Raw genomic sequence first — 17177 nt, 5'->3', positions numbered from 1 at the left:
TCTCAGCGTACCAAGCTAAACTTCAACCCCGACCCACAGACCGGCCCACACCCCCCCCCACACCACCACAACCACCCCCCCCGGGGCCCCCCCCCCCCCCCCCCCCGCGGCGTCATATCCGACACGCTCATCGGAGGCCCTGCGGTGCACGAACTGCCGCAAACGCTGGTCAACGGCCTGACCCTCGGCGCTCTCTACGGCTTGATCGCCATCGGGTACACCATGGTCTACGGCATCGTCCAGCTCATCAACTTCGCCCACGGCGAGATCTTCATGATCGGGGGCTTCGGCGCCCTCACCGTCTATCTCTGGCTGCCGAGTGGCACCGCCCTCGCACTGGCCCTGCCGCTCATGCTCATCGGCGGCATCCTCGCCGCGGTCGCCATCGCCACGGCCGCCGAACGCTTCGCCTACCGGCCCCTGCGCGGGGGCCCCCGACTGGCGCCCCTGATCACCGCGATCGGCCTGTCCATCGCACTCCAGCAGGCCATCTGGGCGTTCTACCCCGACGCCAAGAAGGCCCGCAGCTTCCCCCAGTTCGAGGGCAGCTCATTCGAGGTCACGAGCAACCTGCACATCCAGCGCGGCGACGCCTTCCTGCTGATAGCCGCACCGCTGTGCATGCTCGCCCTGGGGCTGTTCGTCTCCAAGAGCCGGGCCGGACGCGCCATGCAGGCCACCGCGCAGGACCCCGACACCGCCAAGCTGATGGGCATCAACACCGACCGCATCATCGTGATGGCCTTCGCCATCGGCGGCGCCTTCGCCGCCGTCGCCGCCCTCTCCCACGGCCTCAAATACGGCCAGATCAACTTCGAGATGGGCTTCATCGCCGGACTCAAGGCCTTCACCGCCGCCGTCCTCGGCGGCATCGGCAACATCTACGGCGCCATGCTCGGCGGCGTCGTCCTCGGCATCGCCGAGGCCCTGGCCATCAAATACATCCAGGACATCCCCGGGATGGACCAACTCGGCGGCGGAGCCTGGAAAGACGTCTGGGCCTTCACCCTGCTCATCGTCGTCCTGCTGGTCAGGCCCCAGGGGCTGCTCGGCGAACGCGTAGCGGACCGGGCGTAAGGGAGCGAGACGATGACCACCGACACAGCCAAGCCGGCCGCCTCCGACACGGCCCCGGCCGCACGCACCACCCTGCTCCGGGCGCTCACCGCGGCCGGCGGCCTGGCCACCGTGGCCTCCACCTTCCTCGCCTGGACCTGGACCTCCGACTTCCCCGGCGACCTCACCGTCTACGGCTACCCCGGCGGACTCCAGGTCCTCACCCTCGCCCTGGGCCTGGCCATCCTGGCGTTCGCCCTCGCCGCCCTGGACGTGCGCGGACTGCGCTGGCTCACCCCCGCCGGTTCCACCCAGGCCCTGCGGCTGCTGGCCCTCGGCGCCTTCGCCACCACCTGGTTCACCGTCCTCGCCATCGCCGTCGACCAAGGCGGCCTGGTCAACCTGGAACCGGGCGGCTGGGTCGCCGCCGTCGCCACCGCCGTACCCGTCGCCACCACGCTCCTGCTCCCCGACGACACCCGGCCCATCTGCCGCCCGAAGCAACTCCCCTCCTGGGCCGACATCCTCATCATCGCGGCCGTCTTCACCCTCGGCCTCTACGTCGTCAACTACGGCATCCAGACCGACGAGGACCACCCCGAGCCCTTCATCGGCTACCTCATCGCCCTCGGCTTCGCCGCCGCCGCGCTCCTCAAGGCCGGACTCATCACCCGGCTCAGCGGCCTCACCAGCACCTACCGCTCCCTCACCCTGGTCGCGGCCCTGGTGACCGCCATGGTCTTCCCCTTCACCCAGGACAAGGCCAGTTACACCGAACTCGGCGTCAACATCGCCATCTTCGCGACCGTCGCCCTCGGCCTGAACATCGTCGTCGGCCTCGCCGGACTCCTCGACCTCGGCTACGTCGCCTTCCTCGGCGTCGGCGCCTACACCGCCGCCCTGGTCTCCGGAACCGCCGCCTCCACCATCGACGTCCAGTTCCCGTTCTGGGCCGCCATGCTCACCGGCGCCCTGGCCTCGCTCGTCTTCGGCGTCGTCATCGGCGCCCCCACCCTGCGGCTGCGCGGCGACTACCTCGCCATCGTGACCCTCGGCTTCGGCGAGATCTTCCGCATCGCCGTCAGCAACCTCGACGGCACCTCAGGGCCCTCCGTCACCAACGGCCCCAACGGCGTCCCCAACATCCCGCCGCTGGAGATCTTCGGCTTCAACTTCGACGACGAGCACAGCTTCGCCGGGTTCACCCTCGACTCCAACAGCAACTACTACCTGCTGATGCTGCTCGTCACCGTCGTGGTCGTCCTCATCTTCAGCCGGGCCGGGAACTCCCGCATCGGCCGCGCCTGGGTCGCCATCCGCGAAGACGAGACCGCCGCCACCGCCATGGGCATCAACGGCTTCCGCGTCAAGCTCATCGCCTTCGCCCTCGGCGCCACCCTCGCCGGAGTCGCGGGCACCATCTGGGCCCACGTCCAGACCACCGTCGTCCCCGAGCAGTACGTGTTCGCCGGGCCCGTCCCGCCCAACTCCACCTTCCTGCTCGCCGCCGTCATCCTCGGCGGCATGGGCACCATCGGCGGCCCCCTGCTCGGCGCGGCCCTGCTCTTCCTCATCCCCGAGAAGCTGGAATTCCTCCAGGACTACCAGCTCCTCGCCTTCGGCATCGCGCTCATCCTGCTGATGCGCTTCCGCCCCGAAGGGATCATCCCCAACCGGCGGCAGCAGCTCGAATACCACGAGACGGGACAGCTCGACGTGCCCGACCAGGCCGCCCTGAGCGGCAGCGCCGTCGGCGTCACCAAGGCGGAGGCATGACAGACATGACCACGACCACAGTGGCGAAGGCCGCCCCCGTACTCACCGCCACCGGCGTCACGATGCGCTTCGGCGGACTCACCGCCGTACGCTCCGTCGACCTCGACGTCCACCCCGGCGAGATCGTCGGCCTCATCGGCCCCAACGGCGCGGGCAAGACCACCTTCTTCAACTGCCTCACCGGCCTCTACGTCCCCACCGAGGGACGCGTCTCCTACCGGGGCACCGTCCTGCCGCCGAAACCCCATCTGGTCACCCAGGCCGGAGTCGCCCGCACCTTCCAGAACATCCGCCTCTTCGCCAACATGACCGTCCTGGAAAACGTCCTCGTCGGACGGCACACCCGCACCAAGGAAGGACTCTGGTCGGCCCTCCTGCGCGGCCCCGGCTTCAAACGCGCCGAAGCCGCCTCCAAGCAACGGGCCATGGAACTCCTGGAGTTCACCGGCCTCGCCGCCAAGGCCGACCACCTCTCCCGCAACCTCCCCTACGGCGAGCAGCGCAAGCTGGAGATCGCCCGCGCCCTGGCCAGCGACCCCGGACTGCTGCTCCTCGACGAGCCGACCGCGGGTATGAACCCCCAGGAGACCCGGGCCACCGAGGAACTCGTCTTCGCCATCCGCGACACGGGTACCGCCGTCCTCGTCATCGAGCACGACATGCGCTTCATCTTCAACCTGTGCGACCGGGTCGCCGTGCTCGTCCAGGGCGAGAAGCTGGTCGAGGGCAGCTCCGAGGTCGTCCAGAGCGACGAACGCGTCATCGCCGCCTACCTCGGCACCCCCTTCGAGGGCGCGCCCGGAGCGGAAGAGGCCGCGGCGGTCGAGGCGGCCGAGGCACGTACAGAGGAGGACGGACAGTGACCGCACTGCTCGAGGTCGAGGACCTCCGGGTCGCCTACGGCAAGATCGAGGCCGTCAAGGGCATCTCGTTCAGCGTCGAGGCAGGCCAGGTCGTCACCCTCATCGGCACCAACGGCGCGGGCAAGACGACCACCCTGCGCACCCTCTCCGGCCTGCTCGCCCCGCTCGGCGGCACCATCCGCTTCGACGGAAAGCCGCTGAGCGGCGTCCCCGCGCACAAGATCGTCGCCCTGGGGCTGGCGCACTCCCCCGAGGGGCGGCATATCTTCCCCCGGCTGACGATCGCCGAGAACCTCCAGCTCGGGGCGTTTCTCCGGAAGGACGCCGACGGAATCGCCGCGGACGTACGGAAGGTGTACGACCTCTTCCCCATCCTCGGCGAACGCCGCACCCAGGCGGCCGGGACCCTCTCCGGCGGCGAACAGCAGATGCTCGCCATGGGCCGCGCCCTGATGTGCCGCCCCAAGCTGCTGATGCTGGACGAACCCTCGATGGGGCTCTCGCCGATCATGATGCAGAAGATCATGCAGACCATCGCCGAGCTGAAGGCGCAGGGCACCACGATCCTGCTGGTCGAGCAGAACGCCCAGGCGGCGCTGTCGCTGGCCGATCACGGCCATGTGATGGAGATCGGCAAGATCGTGCTGTCCGGGACGGGGGAGGCACTGCTGCACGACGAGTCCGTGCGGAAGGCGTACCTCGGCGAGGACTGAGGGTGCTGACGCGAGGAGGGGAGGCCGCCCGTGCCCCGGGCGGCCTCCCCTCCTCACTCCCTACTCCTTGCCCTTCTTCTCGGCCGCGTCCGCGATGACCGCCTCGGCCACCTGCTGCATCGACAGCCGCCGGTCCATGGAGGTCTTCTGGATCCAGCGGAACGCGGCCGGTTCGGTCAGTCCGTACTCCGTCTGCAGAACGCTCTTGGCCCGGTCCACCAGCTTGCGGGTCTCCAGCCGCAGGGAGAGGTCGGCGACCTCCTGCTCCAGCGTCTTCAGCTCGGTGAAGCGGGAGACGGCCATCTCGATGGCGGGCACCACGTCGCTCTTGCTGAACGGCTTCACAAGATACGCCATCGCCCCGGCGTCCCGGGCCCGGTCGACCAGTTCGCGCTGCGAGAACGCGGTCAGCATGAGGACGGGCGCGATGCGGTCGGCCGCGATGCGCTCGGCGGCGGAAATCCCGTCCAGGATCGGCATCTTCACGTCGAGGATGACGAGATCGGGCCGGTGCTCCCGAGCGAGCGCGACGGCCGTCTCACCGTCCCCCGCCTCGCCGACGACGGAGTACCCCTCCTCTTCGAGCATCTCCTTCAGGTCGAGGCGGATAAGGGCCTCGTCCTCGGCGATGACGACGCGGGTCGTATGCGGCGGGACGTGCGACTGCGCGTCGGGGGCGTCAGCGGTGCTCACTGTGCTCCTCGGTTTCCTGAAGGTGGGGCACCCCCGAGCCTACCTAGCTCCACACAGCGCTGGGACACACGGTATGCTCCTGTCGGGGTCACCAGCCGGGTTGATGGAAGCGGCAGACATGATCGCCTCAAAAGCGATTGCCCGAAAGGGCGTGCGGGTTCAAGTCCCGCACCCGGCACTCTTGAGTCCCATGACGAAGTGGACTCTCACGTTCTCGTGAATCTTCGCAGTTCAGCGACATGAGTCGCACGTCGTCACACAGAGTTAGTCCATGCATACGCATGGCACTGATGTGCGACAGAAGGCAATCGCCCTGCTCCGATCCGGCGTCAGAAACGCGGAGGTGTCCCGAAGGCTCGGCATCCCCGTGGGCACGGTGGGCTACTGGCTCCATCTTGATCGCGCGAAGCAGGGCACCCTTCCCGGGAGATCCACCCCTCCGTGCCCACGTTGCGAAGGTCCGGGACTCCACCGCGCGGCCTACGCGTACCTGCTCGCCCTGTACCTCGGCGACGGGCACATCATCCAGTACTCCCAGCATCGAGTTCCGAGCCTCATGATCGCCTGTGACGAAGCCTGGCCCGGGCTGATGGACGAATGCGAGCAAGCGATGCGCGCGGTCTTCCCGGACAACTCAGTCTGCCGGGTCCGCAGGACGGGCTGCCGCAATGTAAAGGTCTACTCCCTGCATTTGTGGTGCATGTTCCCTCAGCACGGCCCCGGAAAGAAGCACGACCGCCTCATCGCCCTCGAACCCTGGCAACAGCAGATCGTCGACGAGTACCCCTGGGAGTTCATCCGCGGGTTGTTCCATTCCGACGGCTGCCGGATCACCAACTGGACCACGCGAATGGTCGCCGGGGAACGCAAGCGGTACGAATACCCCCGGTACTTCTTCACCAACAAATCCGACGACGTCCGCAGGCTCTGCTCCGACACCCTCACAGCGGTCGGCGTCGAGTGGACGACGCTGGCGCGCGGGAGCGATCCGTTCAATATCTCCGTCGCCCGCCGGGGCTCCGTCGCGCTCATGGACGCGCACGTCGGGCCGAAGTACTGACCACAGCACTTCGGCCCAAGAGGCGGCTAGCGGAGGTCGTCGGCGCCGATGTGGTGGACGCGGACCAGGTTGGTGGAGCCGGAGACTCCGGGCGGGGAGCCTGCCGTGATGACGACGAGGTCGCCCCGCTGGCAGCGGCCCAGCCGCAGCAGTTCCTCGTCGACCTGGCGGACCATCTCGTCCGTGGAGTCGACGGTCGGGCCGAGGAAGGTCTCGACGCCCCAGGTCAGGTTGAGCTGGGAGCGGGTGCCCGGGTCCGGGGTGAAGGCCAGCAGGGGGATCGGGGAGCGGTAGCGGGAGAGGCGGCGGACGGTGTCGCCGGACTGGGTGAAGGCCACCAGGAACTTGGCGCCGAGGAAGTCCCCCATCTCGGCGGCCGCGCGGGCGACCGCGCCGCCCTGGGTGCGGGGCTTGCTGCGCTCGGTGAGCGGCGGGAGCCCCTTGGCGAGGATGTCTTCCTCGGCCGCCATGACGATGCGGCCCATAGTCCGGACCGTGGCGATCGGGTACTTGCCGACGCTGGTCTCACCGGAGAGCATCACCGCGTCCGTGCCGTCGATGACGGCGTTGGCGACGTCGGAGGCCTCCGCCCGCGTGGGGCGGGAGTTGTCGATCATCGAGTCGAGCATCTGCGTCGCGACGATCACCGGCTTCGCGTTCCGCTTCGCCAGCTTGATCGCGCGCTTCTGAACGATCGGCACCTGCTCCAGCGGCATTTCGACGCCGAGGTCGCCGCGGGCGACCATGATGCCGTCGAAGGCGTCGACGATCTTCTCCAGGTTCTCGACCGCCTGCGGCTTCTCGATCTTGGCGATGACGGGGAGCCTGCAGTCCTCCTCCTGCATCACCCGGTGCACGTCCACGACGTCGTCCCCGTTGCGGACGAAGGACAGGGCGATGACGTCGGCCCCGGTGCGCAGCGCCCAGCGCAGGTCCTCGATGTCCTTCCGGGAGAGGGCGGGGACGGAGACGGCCACGCCGGGCAGGTTGAGGCCCTTGTGGTCGGAGATCATCCCGCCTTCGATGACGATCGTGTGGACGCGCGGCCCGTCGACGTCGACGACCTCCAGGGTGACGCGGCCGTCGTCGACGAGGATGCGCTCGCCCTTGTTGACGTCGGAGGCCAGCCCCTCGTACGTGGTGCCGCAGCGGAAGCGGTCGCCTTCGATGGGCTCGACGGTGATGGTGAACTCGTCCCCGCGTTCAAGGAGTACGGGTCCCTCACGGAAGCGACCGAGCCGGATCTTCGGACCTTGAAGGTCGGCGAGGATGCCGACGCTGCGACCGGTTTCCAGCGAGGCCTTGCGGACTCGCCGATAACGCTCCTCGTGCTCGGCGTACGTGCCGTGGCTGAGGTTGAAGCGGGCCACGTCCATTCCGGCTTCGACGAGCGCCTTGATCTGCTCGTACGAGTCGGTCGCGGGTCCCAAAGTACAGACGATTTTTGCTCGGCGCATGCTGCCGAGCCTATGACTTACTCGCGGGTAAAGAACCGGAAAGCGGCCACTCCCCCATGGCCTTTGCATGGCAGGTAATCGACAACTAATGAAACGTGCATAGGGGTGCTCCGATGAGCGATTCGGGGCCGTTACACCGGGTCGTTTCACGGCTCCGGTCACAGCTCCGGGCGGGTCATCGTAAAGCGCGCCGTGACGTGCGCGTATACGGTCTGGCGTTCGGGTTCCAGGTCGAGCGCGGCCGCCTCCCCGGGGCCGGAGCGGGCGGAGCGGCTACGGGGGGCCGCCACGGCCACCGGCATCGGCGGGCCCGTCTCCCCCTCGGCCGCCAGGTCGGCCAGCTCGACCAGGGCGACGAGCCGGGCGCCGAGCGCGTCCGCGTAACTGCGGGCGCGCCGCACGGCCTCCCGGACCGCCTGCTGCCGGGCCTGGCCGTGGACGGGTGAGCCGGGGCGCAGCCCCCACCAGGGGCCGTCGACCCGGGTCAGTTCGAGGTCGGCCAGCCGGGTGGTGAGTTCGCCGAGGGCGGTGAAGTCGGTGACGGTCACGGCGAGGTGCACCCGTCCGTGGTAGGCCCGCACCCGCTCCTCGCGGCCCCTGGCCAGCTCGGGGGTGATCGCGAAGGCGCCGGTCTCCGGCTTCTCGACCGCCTCGCCGTAGGACTTCACCAGGTCCAGCGCCCGCTGGTTGCGGCGGGTGAGGTCGTCCAGCGCGGCCCGCCGGTCGGCGCCGCGCGCGCTGACGGTGACGGAGAGGCGGGCGATCTCGGGATCGACCTCCAGCGTCGCCTCGCCGAGCACGGCGACGCGCGGGGTGTTGGGGGTGCCGTACGGGACGTGCCGGTCCATATCCATCTGGGGGCTCCTGTTCGGGGCTCGCGGACGTGGCTTGATCCTGCCCTGTGCCGGGCGCTCGGCGTGCCCTGATCGCAACCTGTCGGGGGTGTTGCGGGCGGGTGCGGCTGCGCCAGAATCTACGCGCGTTGTGCTCATTTCGCAGGTATCCCAGGGGAGTTCAGCCATGCCGCTCAACCGTCGGACGTTTCTGGGTCGCACCGCGGCCACCAGCGCGGGGGCCGCGCTCGCCTCGGCCGCGGCCGCCGCTCCGGCGCAGGCGGAGGCGCGGGGCCACGGGCACGGACACAGCCGTGAGCGGTACGAGTTCACCGTCATGGGCACCACCGATCTGCACGGCAACGTCTTCAACTGGGACTACTTCACGGACGCCGAGTTCGACGACGCGGCGCACAACGACGTCGGCCTCGCGAAGATCTCGACCCTGGTCGAGCAGGTCCGCAAGGAGAAGGGGCGGCGCAATACGCTGCTGATCGACGCGGGCGACACCATCCAGGGCACCCAGCTGTCGTACTACTACGCCAAGGTCGACCCGATCACCGGAGCGAACGGCCCGGTGCATCCGATGGCGCAGGCGATGAACCTCATCGGCTACGACGCGGCGGCGCTCGGCAACCATGAGTTCAACTACGGCATTCCGGTGCTGCGGAAGTTCGAGGAGCAGTGCGACTTTCCGCTGCTGGGCGCGAACGCGCTGGACGCGACGTCGCTGCGGCCCGCCTTCCCGCCCTACTGGATGACCCGGCTGCGTACGCCCTGCGGGCGCGGGGTGAAGGTGGCGGTGCTGGGGCTGACGAACCCGGGGATCGCGATCTGGGACAAGGCCCATGTGCAGGGGAAGATGACGTTCCCGGGTCTGGAGGAGCAGGCGGCGAAGTGGGTGCCCCGGCTGCGTTCGATGGGTGCGGACGTGGTGCTCGTCTCGGCGCATTCGGGCAGCAGCGGGACGTCCAGCTACGGCGATCAGCTGCCGTACGTGGAGAACGCGGCGGCGCTGGTGGCCGAGCGGGTGGCGGGCATCGACGCGATCCTGGTCGGCCACGCGCATGTGGAGATGGCCGAGCGCCGGGTGGTGAACAAGGAGACGGGTCGCGAGGTCGTGCTGTCGGAACCGCTCAAGTGGGGTCAGCGGCTGACGCTCTTCGACATCGGTCTGGAGTGGGCGCGGGGCCGCTGGCAGGTGGAGTCGGTGGCGGCGAAGGTGCTGAACTCGGCCTCGGTGGCGGAGGATCCGCGGATCGTGAAGCTGCTCGGCGATGAGCACCGGAAGGTCGTCGGGTACGTCAACCAGGTCATCGGCACGTCGACGGCGGCGATGGCGGCCACGGAGGCGCCGTACCAGGACGCGCCGATCATCGACTTCATCAACCACGTGCAGACGGAGACCGTGAAGGCGGCGCTGGCGGGCACGGAGCACGCGGCGCTGCCGGTGCTCTCGCAGGCGTCGTGCTTCTCGCGCACGGCGCGCATCCCGGCCGGTGACGTCACGATCCGGCAGGTGGCGGGGTTGTATCCGTTCGAGAACACGCTGGAGGCACGGGTGCTGACGGGCGCCCAGATCAAGGCCTATCTGGAGTTCTCGGCGCGGTATTACGTGCAGACCCCGGCGGGCGGAGACGTCGACCCGTCGAAGCTGACGAACGCAGGTGACACCCCCGACTACAACTACGACGCGGTGAGCGGTCTGACGTACGAGATCGACATCGCGAAGCCGGTGGGTTCGCGGATCGCCGCGCTGCGCTTCGACGGCAAGCCGGTCGAGGACTCGGCGCGGTTCGTGCTGGCGGTGAACAACTACCGGGCGAGCGGCGGGGGCAACTTCCCGCATGTGGCCGCCGCCCAGCAGGTGTGGGCCAACTCGGAGGAGATCCGCAACACGATCATCGGGTGGGTGAAGGCGAAGGGGACGATCGACGGGGCCGGGTTCGCGTCGATGGACTGGAAGCTGACGCGCGACGGCACGCCGGTGTTCTAGGACGGGTCTTGTCGAGCGCGGGCCGGGTCGTCACGTCCGGGCATGGGCGCGGGCGGTGCGCTGATCGGGAAGGTGCATCCGCCCGCTGACCTGGGCACCCGGCCCGGTCGGCTGGAGCCCGAAAGTGGTGAAGGCGGTGCGGGACGGCAGCGGGTAGACCGGTTCGGCGCTGAGCGAGTTGAGGATGACGGCGGAGCGCCAGGCGGCCAGCCCGAGGTCGGGGGTGCCGACGCCGTGGGTGTGCCGCTCGGCGTTCTGGACGTGCACGGATCCCGTGATGAGGGGGTCGAGGACGAGCCGGTGCCGGTCGTCCACGCGGGGCCGTTCGGAGGAGTCTCGCCGGATGTACGGGTCGAGGGCGGCGAGCAGGGTGTCGACGCGGCGCTCGCGGTAGCCGGTGGCGAGGACGACGGCCTCGGTGGTGTGGCGGGTGCGGGTGCCCTGGTGGACGTGTTCCAGGTGGAGTTCGAGCCGGGCGGCGGCGATGCGGCCCGCCGTGCGGACGGTGACGCCGGGGGTGAGGACGGCGCCCGGCCAGCCGCCGCCGTGCTGGGCGCGGCGGTACAGCTCGTGGTGGATGGCGGTGATGGTCTCGTGCGCGATGCCCTTGTAGAGCTGCCACTGTCCGGGGAGGAGCTGGTCGCGGACGGCCTCGGGGAGGGCGTGGAAGTAGCGGGTGTAGTCGGGGCTGAACTGCTCCAGGCCGAGCTTGCTGTACTCCATGGGCGCGAAGGACGGCGTACGGGCGAGCCAGTGCAGCCCCTCGGCGCCGAGCGGCCGGTTGCGCAGCAGGTCGAGGAAGACCTCGGCGCCGGACTGGCCGGAGCCGACGACGGTGATGTGGCCGGTGTGCAGCAGCCGTTCGCGGTGTTCCAGGTAGTCGGCGGAGTGGAGGACGGGGACGTTGGGGGCGTCGGCGAGGGGGCGCAGGGTTTCCGGGACGTGGGGTTCGGTGCCGACGCCGAGGACGAGGTGGCGGGCGTGGGCGCGGCCGGGGGCGACGGCCTCGCCGTCGGGGCCGAGCCTGCTGAAGTCGATTTCGAACAGCTCGTGGTCGTGGTCCCAGCGGACGGCGTCGATCCGGTGGCCGAAGTGGAGGCCGGGGAGCTGTTCGCTGACCCAGCGGCAGTAGGCGTCGTATTCGGTGCGCTCGATGTGGAAGCGCTCGGCGACGTAGAAGGGGAAGAGCCGTTCGCGGGCCTTGAGGTAGCTGAGGAAGCTCCAGGGGCTGGCGGGGTCGGCGAGGGTGACGAGGTCGGCGAGGAACGGGACCTGGACGGTGGCGCCGTCGATGAGCAGGCCGGGGTGCCAGTGGAAGGCGGGCCGCTGTTCGTAGAAGGCGGTGCGCAGTCCGGGGACGCCGTGGGCGAGGGCGGCGAGGGAGAGGTTGAACGGGCCGATGCCGATGCCCGCGAGGTCCAGGGGCTCGTGCGGGGTGGTGGTGGGGTCGGCTTCGGGGGCGGACGGTTGCGTGGGGGGTTGTGCGGTGCTCATGGCGTGTTGCCTTCCACGAGGTCGAGCAGCCGGCGCAGATCGCCGGGCTGGATGTGCGGGTTGAGGAGGGTGGCCTTGAGCCACAGCCCCTCGGGGGTGGCCGCGCGGCCGAGGACGGCGGTGCCGTGGTGCAGGAGGCGGCGGCGCAGCGCGGCGACGGCGGCGGGTCCGGCTCCCGTGGGGCGGAAGAGGACGGTCGAGAGGGTGGGGCGGGCGTACAGCTCCAGGGCGGGGCGGGCCCGGATGAGGTCGGCGAGCGCGGCGGCGTGGGCGCAGACCTGGTCGACGAGGTCGCCGAGGCCGTGGCGGCCGAGGGCGCGCAGGGTGACGGCGATCTTGAGGATGTCGGGGCGGCGGGTGGTGCGGAGGGAGCGGCCGAGCAGGTCGGGGAGCCCGGCGTCGGTGTCGTCGTGGGCGTTGAGGTAGTCGGCGCGGTGGCCGAGGGGGGCCAGGGCGGTGGTGTCGGGTACGGCGATCAGGCCTGCGGCGGCCGGTTGCCAGCCGAGTTTGTGCAGGTCGAGGGCGACGGTGTGGGCGCGGTCGAGCCCGTCGAGCCGCTTGTTCAGGGTGTCGCTGAACAGCAGCGGTCCGCCGTAGGCGGCGTCGATGTGGAGCGTCGCGCCGTGGCCGTCGCAGAGGTCGGCGAGCTGCGGGAGCGGGTCGATGGCGCCGGTGTCGGTGGTGCCCGCGGTGGCGACGAGCAGGGTGGGGCGGGTGGGGTGCGCGGTGAGGGCGTCGTGGACCCGGGCCGGGTCGAGCACGCCGGTGGGGGTGGGCAGGGTGTGGGGCGGGTCCAGGCCGAGCAGCCAGGCGGAGCGGTGGACGCTGTGGTGGGCGTTGGCGCCGCAGACGACGCGGAGGGGCGCGCCGTGCGCCGCTTCCCTCGCCAGCAGCAGGGCGAGTTGGTTGGACTCCGTACCCCCGGTGGTGACGAGGGCGTCGGGATCGGGACCGTACGGGTACGCCAGCTCGGCGAGCGCCCGGCAGGTCAGCGCCTCCAGCTCGGCGGCGGCGGGGGCCTGGTCCCAGGAGTCCAGGGACGGGTTGAGCGCGGAGACGGCGAGGTCGGCGGCGGCCGCGACGGCCAGCGGCGGGCAGTGCAGATGGGCGGCGCAGTGCGGGTCGGCCGGGTCGGCGGCCCCGGCGGTGAGCGCGGTGACGAGGGCGCGCAGCGCACCGTGCGCGCCGTCCCCATGGTCGGGGATGGCCGGTACGACCGCGGCCCGCGTCTGCCGCGCCACGGCGCCGGGCCCTCCGGCGGGCAGCGGCCCACCGCGGTCGGCGGCGCCGTGGGCGAGGGCGTCGAGGACGGTGTCGAGCATCGGGCGAAGCGCGCCTGGCCCCTCGCTCCCCCCGGCGAGGAGGCGGGCAGTGCCGGAAGCGGGCATGGGCGGTGCCTCTAGGAAGTGTGGTGGCGTCGGGCGGATCTCAGAGCTGCCCCAAGCTACTTCGCCCGCAAGCGGTTGGACCGGCGATGCCCCGAAGTGCACCCGTACGTGGTACGGGTGCATGTGTGCGGGTTGATCTACCGGTGCCCATGCGCCCGTTGACAGCCCACCGCCCCGAGTGGCCACGCGCCTGCCGGACAGTCGACGGGGACCGACTGGTTCCGGGCACCCGGCAGGTCGCTACGGAACGGGTACGCCCCCGGCGCCGTACGCCTGCCGCAGCCCACCGGGCAGTCGTACGGGCCCGCTGATGCCCGGCGCCTAGCAGGTCAGCGCGGAGCACGCGCGACCCCAGCTCGCGGGGAGCGCACCCCGGCCGACATACGCCCGCCCCAGCCCGCCGGGCAGTCAGCGGGGCCGCTGGGGGGCCAGGCACCTTGCACGTCTGCGCGGAGCACGTGGGGGGGCGCCCCGGTGGCCATACGCCTGGCTTGCACGGCGTGCGGCCGACAACGCGGTGCGGGCGGGCGGCGCTGCGGCCCGCACCTCGCCGAGGTCGGACGTTAGGGCGTGGGACGTACTCGCAGGGCGCGGCGGAGGTCGTCCAGTTGGTCTTCCAGGGGGCGGCGCAGGGCGGGGAGGAGGTCGGGGGTGGTGAGGCAGTCCTCGCCCAGGCGCAGGGTCGTCGCGTCCACCGTCGTCGGGAAGCCGTAGCGGACGATGGCTCCGGCGATGGCGGGGCCTCGGCGGGCGGCGGTGGCGGTGGCGTCGGTGAAGAAGCGCGGGACGTAGTCGGCGAGCAGGTCGTGGTGCTCGGGCTGCCAGAAGCCGGTGGCGGTCGCGGTGACGAGGTACGTGGACAGGGCGGTCTCGCCGAACACCGCGTCCCAGGCGGCCCGTTTGGCGTCCGGGTCGGGCAGCGCGGCGCGGCAGCGGGCGGCGCCCTCCTGGCCGGTGGCGCTGGAGTCGCGGGCGAGTTCGGCGTCGATGTCGGCGGGGCCCACGGCGCCGAGGACGGCGAGTCGGCCGAGGATCTGCCAGCGCAGTTCGGGATCGAGGGCGGGGCCGCCGGGGACGGTGTCGCCCTCCAGCCAGTCGGTCAGCTCGGCGGGGGCGGTGGCGCTGGCGATGTACGTGCGTACGGCGGAGAGCCGCAGCCCGGGACCGGAGCCGTCCTCCGTGCGGCGCAGCAGGTCGCGGCAGGTGGCGGCGATGGTGTTGAGGGCGGCGGGGCGCTGCTCCGCCGGAAGGTAGCGGTCGGCGATCTGGGTGCGGGCGAAGGCGAGGACGCCCTGGACGATCGCTATGTCGGTCTCGTGCGGGAGGTGGGTGCGGGCGGCGTCGAGGTAGTCGGTGCCGGGGAGTTCGCCGTCGCGCACCATGTCGCGGGCGGCGTTCCAGACGGTGGCGCGGCTGACGGCGTCGGGGAGGCCGGAGAGGGCGCGTACGGCGGCGCTCCAGGAGGCGGGGTCCAGCCGGACCTTGGCATAGGTCAGGTCGCCGTCGTTGAGGAGGAGCAGGGCGGGGCGGGGGCCGGTGAAGGAGAGGGTGAGGGCGGGTTCGGCGCCGCTCAGCTCGGCTTCGACGCGGTCGCGCAGCACGAGGTGGTGCGGGGCGGCCGGTGCGTGGTCGTAGAGGCCGACAGCGATGCGGTGCGGGCGCCGGGGGGCCGGGTTCCGGCCGTCGTGGCCGCCGTCGTGGCGGATCTCGGCGCTCCACCGGTCGCCGTCGGTGGTGATGGCGGGGGTGAGGGTGTCGACTCCGGTGGTGCGCAGCCAGGCGTCGGCCCAGGCGTGGACGTCGCGGTCGGTGGAGCGGGCGAGGGAGTCGAGGAAGTCGGCGAGGGTGGCGTTGCCGAAGCGGTGCCGGGTGAAGTGCTCGTTGATGCCGCTGAGGAAGTCCTTCTCGCCCAGCCAGGTGACGAGCTGGCGCAGCGCGGAGGCGCCCTTGGCGTAGGAGATGCCGTCGAAGTTGAGGCGGGCGGCGGCGGTGTCGGGGACGAGTTCGGGCGCGGGGGCGACGGGGTGGGTGGAGGGGCGCTGGTCGGCGTCGTAGCCCCAGGTCTTGCGGCGGACGCCGAAGTCGGCCCAGGTGTCGGTGTAGCGGGTGGCTTCGGTGAGGATCTGGAAGCCCATGTACTCGGCGAAGGACTCGTTGAGCCAGATGTCGTCCCACCACCGCATGGTGACGAGGTCGCCGAACCACATGTGCGCCATCTCGTGGGCGATGACCATGGCGCGGGTCTGGCGCTCGGCGTCGGTGACGGCGGAGCGGTAGACGAACTCGTCGCGGAAGGTGACGAGGCCGGGGTTCTCCATGGCGCCGGAGTTGAACTCGGGGACGAACGCCTGGTCGTAGGAGTCGAAGGGGTACGGCTCGTCGAAGATCTCGTGGTAGCGGTCGAAGCACCGCCGGGTGATGTCGAAGAGTTCGTCGGCGTCGGCTTCGAGGTGCGGCGCGAGCGAGCGGCGGACGTGCAGTCCGAACGGGATGCCCGCGTGCTCGGTGTGCACGGAGTGGTACGGGCCCGCGGCCACCGCGAACAGATAGGTGCTGATGGGCTGCGTGGAGGCGAGCGTCCAGCGGCCGTCGGCGGGGTCGCCGTCGCGGGTGGCGATGCCGTTGCCGAGGACGGTCCACCGGGGCGGGGCGGTGACGCGGACGTCGAAGGCGGCCTTGAGGTCGGGCTGGTCGAAGGCCGCGAAGACGCGGGGCGCGTCGGACATGCAGCACATGGTGTAGAGGTACGTCTCACCGTCGGCGGGGTCGGTGAAACGGTGCATGCCTTCGCCGGTCCGCGAGTACGCCATGTCCGTCTCGACGCGCAGCTCGTGCTCGCCCTCGGCGAGGCCGGTGAGCGGGAGCCGTCCTTCGGCGATGATCTCGGCGGGGTCGAGCGCGAGGTCGTGTCCGTCGAGCACCGCCCGGTGCAGGGCGGCGGGGTTCAGCTCCACGAAGGTATCCGCCCCGGCCTCGCGGGCGCTGAAACGGATGGTCGTGGTGGAGCCGAAGCGTGCGTCGCCGCGGGTCAGGTCGAGGTCGACCGTGTAGCGGTGGACCTCGATGAGGCGGGCTCGGATCTGCGCTTCCTCGCGCGTCAGTACGGACATGGGGACATGCTGCCCTACGCGCCATGGGCGGGGCACCGCGCGAGGTGAACGAAGGGGCGCACCACCGGTGGTGCGCCCCTCACCTGCGCCCGGCGGGTCGGCTCAGGAGCGCGCGATCGTCTCGTGGTGCCGGATGACCTCGGCGATGATGAAGTTGAGTAGCTTCTCGGCGAAAGCGGGGTCGAGTTTGGCGTTTTCCGCCAGTTCGCGCAGCCGGGTGATCTGCCGGGACTCGCGGGCGGGGTCGGCCGGGGGGAGCTTGTGGGCGGCCTTGAGGTGGCCGACCTGCTGGGTGCACTTGAAGCGCTCGGCGAGCATATGGACGACCGCCGCGTCGATGTTGTCGATGCTGTCGCGCAGCCGGGCCAGCTCGGCGCGTACGGCGTCCTCGGCCTCGTCGGCGGTGCTGGTCTGGTTCGGCTGGCCGGGGCGGTCGGCGGGGTCGGTGTCGCTGTGCGTCATGGCCCCCGACCCTATGCCAGCGGGCCATCCGCCCATGCTCCGGGACCGCCCCGCCCCCGGTGGGGGGTTATGAAGGGGACGGGGCGGTCTCCCGGGGAGGGCCGCCCCCGGTAGCGGCGCCTCCACCGTGGAGGAGCCGTAAACGCGAGACGAGGTTCCCTTTGACCCCGGGATTTTCCCCACCACCCGCAGGGGTCGGTCATAGGGGGTGTCTTCCGGATCAGGCCGGATCAGCGAGCGGCGTCTGGTGCGGTAGCTCGCAACCCGCGTGAGGAG

Annotated in this window: 13 protein-coding genes and 1 tRNA gene; 7 read left to right on the top strand and 7 right to left on the bottom strand. The window is 70.9% G+C overall.

Annotated features, from left to right (window positions below):
* Positions 1 to 144: 144 nt before the first annotated feature.
* The 4 genes from ACFV9T_RS28170 to ACFV9T_RS28155 are packed head-to-tail and all read left to right on the top strand — an operon-like array spanning position 145 to position 4408.
* Positions 145 to 1077 carry a branched-chain amino acid ABC transporter permease gene (locus ACFV9T_RS28170; protein ID WP_385445107.1) on the top strand — a complete coding sequence of 311 codons (933 nt, stop codon included), beginning with the start codon at positions 145 to 147 and terminating at the stop codon, positions 1075 to 1077.
* A 12-nt stretch (positions 1078 to 1089) separates the two neighbouring features.
* Positions 1090 to 2832, top strand: a complete 1743-nt coding sequence (locus ACFV9T_RS28165; RefSeq protein ID WP_385445105.1) for a branched-chain amino acid ABC transporter permease — start codon at positions 1090 to 1092, stop codon at positions 2830 to 2832.
* Positions 2829 to 3695 carry an ABC transporter ATP-binding protein gene (locus ACFV9T_RS28160; RefSeq protein WP_385445104.1) on the top strand — a complete coding sequence of 289 codons (867 nt, stop codon included), beginning with the start codon at positions 2829 to 2831 and terminating at the stop codon, positions 3693 to 3695. The genes ACFV9T_RS28165 and ACFV9T_RS28160 overlap by 4 nt, the downstream gene beginning before the upstream one ends.
* On the top strand, positions 3692 to 4408 hold the full coding sequence (locus ACFV9T_RS28155; protein WP_385445102.1) for an ABC transporter ATP-binding protein: 717 nt from the start codon (positions 3692 to 3694) through the stop codon (positions 4406 to 4408). Before ACFV9T_RS28160 ends, ACFV9T_RS28155 begins: the two co-directional genes overlap by 4 nt.
* A gap of 60 nt (positions 4409 to 4468) precedes the next feature.
* Here the strand turns inward: ACFV9T_RS28155 and ACFV9T_RS28150 are convergent, their stop codons facing one another.
* Positions 4469 to 5101: an ANTAR domain-containing response regulator gene (locus ACFV9T_RS28150; RefSeq protein WP_385445101.1), complete on the bottom strand. Its 633-nt coding sequence runs from the start codon at positions 5099 to 5101 to the stop codon at positions 4469 to 4471.
* Between the two features lie 94 nt (positions 5102 to 5195).
* On the opposite strand from ACFV9T_RS28150, the gene ACFV9T_RS28145 reads away from it, so the two are divergent.
* Positions 5196 to 5279 (top strand) — tRNA-Leu (locus ACFV9T_RS28145).
* A gap of 93 nt (positions 5280 to 5372) precedes the next feature.
* The gene (locus ACFV9T_RS28140) at positions 5373 to 6161 is read left to right on the top strand and encodes a helix-turn-helix domain-containing protein (RefSeq protein WP_385445099.1); all 789 of its coding nucleotides are present in this window, start codon (positions 5373 to 5375) and stop codon (positions 6159 to 6161) included.
* 26 nt (positions 6162 to 6187) lie between these two features.
* Here the strand turns inward: ACFV9T_RS28140 and pyk are convergent, their stop codons facing one another.
* Together pyk and ACFV9T_RS28130 are read right to left on the bottom strand one after the other, a co-directional pair.
* The gene (gene pyk / locus ACFV9T_RS28135) at positions 6188 to 7618 is read right to left on the bottom strand and encodes a pyruvate kinase (RefSeq protein WP_385445097.1); all 1431 of its coding nucleotides are present in this window, start codon (positions 7616 to 7618) and stop codon (positions 6188 to 6190) included.
* A gap of 158 nt (positions 7619 to 7776) precedes the next feature.
* Entirely contained in the window at positions 7777 to 8466 is a 690-nt protein-coding gene (locus ACFV9T_RS28130; RefSeq protein ID WP_385445211.1) for an SIMPL domain-containing protein, read from the bottom strand.
* Positions 8467 to 8638: 172 nt separating this feature from the next.
* On the opposite strand from ACFV9T_RS28130, the gene ACFV9T_RS28125 reads away from it, so the two are divergent.
* Positions 8639 to 10447, top strand: coding sequence for a bifunctional metallophosphatase/5'-nucleotidase (locus tag ACFV9T_RS28125; protein WP_385445095.1), 1809 nt, complete (start codon positions 8639 to 8641; stop codon positions 10445 to 10447).
* A 30-nt stretch (positions 10448 to 10477) separates the two neighbouring features.
* Here the strand turns inward: ACFV9T_RS28125 and ACFV9T_RS28120 are convergent, their stop codons facing one another.
* The 4 genes from ACFV9T_RS28120 to ACFV9T_RS28105 all read right to left on the bottom strand — a co-directional run bounded on the left by ACFV9T_RS28120 (position 10478) and on the right by ACFV9T_RS28105 (position 16901).
* Entirely contained in the window at positions 10478 to 11941 is a 1464-nt protein-coding gene (locus tag ACFV9T_RS28120; protein ID WP_385445094.1) for a lysine N(6)-hydroxylase/L-ornithine N(5)-oxygenase family protein, read from the bottom strand.
* Positions 11938 to 13329, bottom strand: a complete 1392-nt coding sequence (locus ACFV9T_RS28115) for a pyridoxal phosphate-dependent decarboxylase family protein (RefSeq protein ID WP_385445092.1) — start codon at positions 13327 to 13329, stop codon at positions 11938 to 11940. Before ACFV9T_RS28115 ends, ACFV9T_RS28120 begins: the two co-directional genes overlap by 4 nt.
* A 563-nt stretch (positions 13330 to 13892) precedes the next feature.
* Entirely contained in the window at positions 13893 to 16439 is a 2547-nt protein-coding gene (gene pepN / locus ACFV9T_RS28110; protein WP_385445090.1) for an aminopeptidase N, read from the bottom strand.
* A gap of 102 nt (positions 16440 to 16541) precedes the next feature.
* Positions 16542 to 16901, bottom strand: coding sequence for a chorismate mutase (locus tag ACFV9T_RS28105; protein ID WP_385445088.1), 360 nt, complete (start codon positions 16899 to 16901; stop codon positions 16542 to 16544).
* Between the last annotated feature and the right edge of the window lie 276 nt (positions 16902 to 17177).

The organism is Streptomyces sp. NPDC059850, assembly GCF_042731515.1.
GTDB lineage: Bacteria > Actinomycetota > Actinomycetes > Streptomycetales > Streptomycetaceae > Streptomyces.
The sequence above is the reverse complement of the archived record's forward strand: the minus strand, read 5'-3'. Positions and strand labels throughout refer to the sequence as shown.

Excerpts from the sequence above, each read along its gene's own strand:
- ACFV9T_RS28120 (WP_385445094.1), bottom strand. The coding sequence starts at position 11,941 with ATGAGCACCGCACAACCCCCCACGCAACCGTCCGCCCCCGAAGCCGAC.
- pyk (WP_385445097.1), bottom strand. The coding sequence starts at position 7,618 with ATGCGCCGAGCAAAAATCGTCTGTACTTTGGGACCCGCGACCGACTCG.
- ACFV9T_RS28130 (WP_385445211.1), bottom strand. The coding sequence starts at position 8,466 with ATGGACCGGCACGTCCCGTACGGCACCCCCAACACCCCGCGCGTCGCC.
- ACFV9T_RS28160 (WP_385445104.1), top strand. The coding sequence starts at position 2,829 with ATGACAGACATGACCACGACCACAGTGGCGAAGGCCGCCCCCGTACTC.
- ACFV9T_RS28105 (WP_385445088.1), bottom strand. The coding sequence starts at position 16,901 with ATGACGCACAGCGACACCGACCCCGCCGACCGCCCCGGCCAGCCGAAC.
- ACFV9T_RS28140 (WP_385445099.1), top strand. The coding sequence starts at position 5,373 with ATGCATACGCATGGCACTGATGTGCGACAGAAGGCAATCGCCCTGCTC.
- ACFV9T_RS28125 (WP_385445095.1), top strand. The coding sequence starts at position 8,639 with ATGCCGCTCAACCGTCGGACGTTTCTGGGTCGCACCGCGGCCACCAGC.
- ACFV9T_RS28165 (WP_385445105.1), top strand. The coding sequence starts at position 1,090 with ATGACCACCGACACAGCCAAGCCGGCCGCCTCCGACACGGCCCCGGCC.
- ACFV9T_RS28115 (WP_385445092.1), bottom strand. The coding sequence starts at position 13,329 with ATGCCCGCTTCCGGCACTGCCCGCCTCCTCGCCGGGGGGAGCGAGGGG.
- pepN (WP_385445090.1), bottom strand. The coding sequence starts at position 16,439 with ATGTCCGTACTGACGCGCGAGGAAGCGCAGATCCGAGCCCGCCTCATC.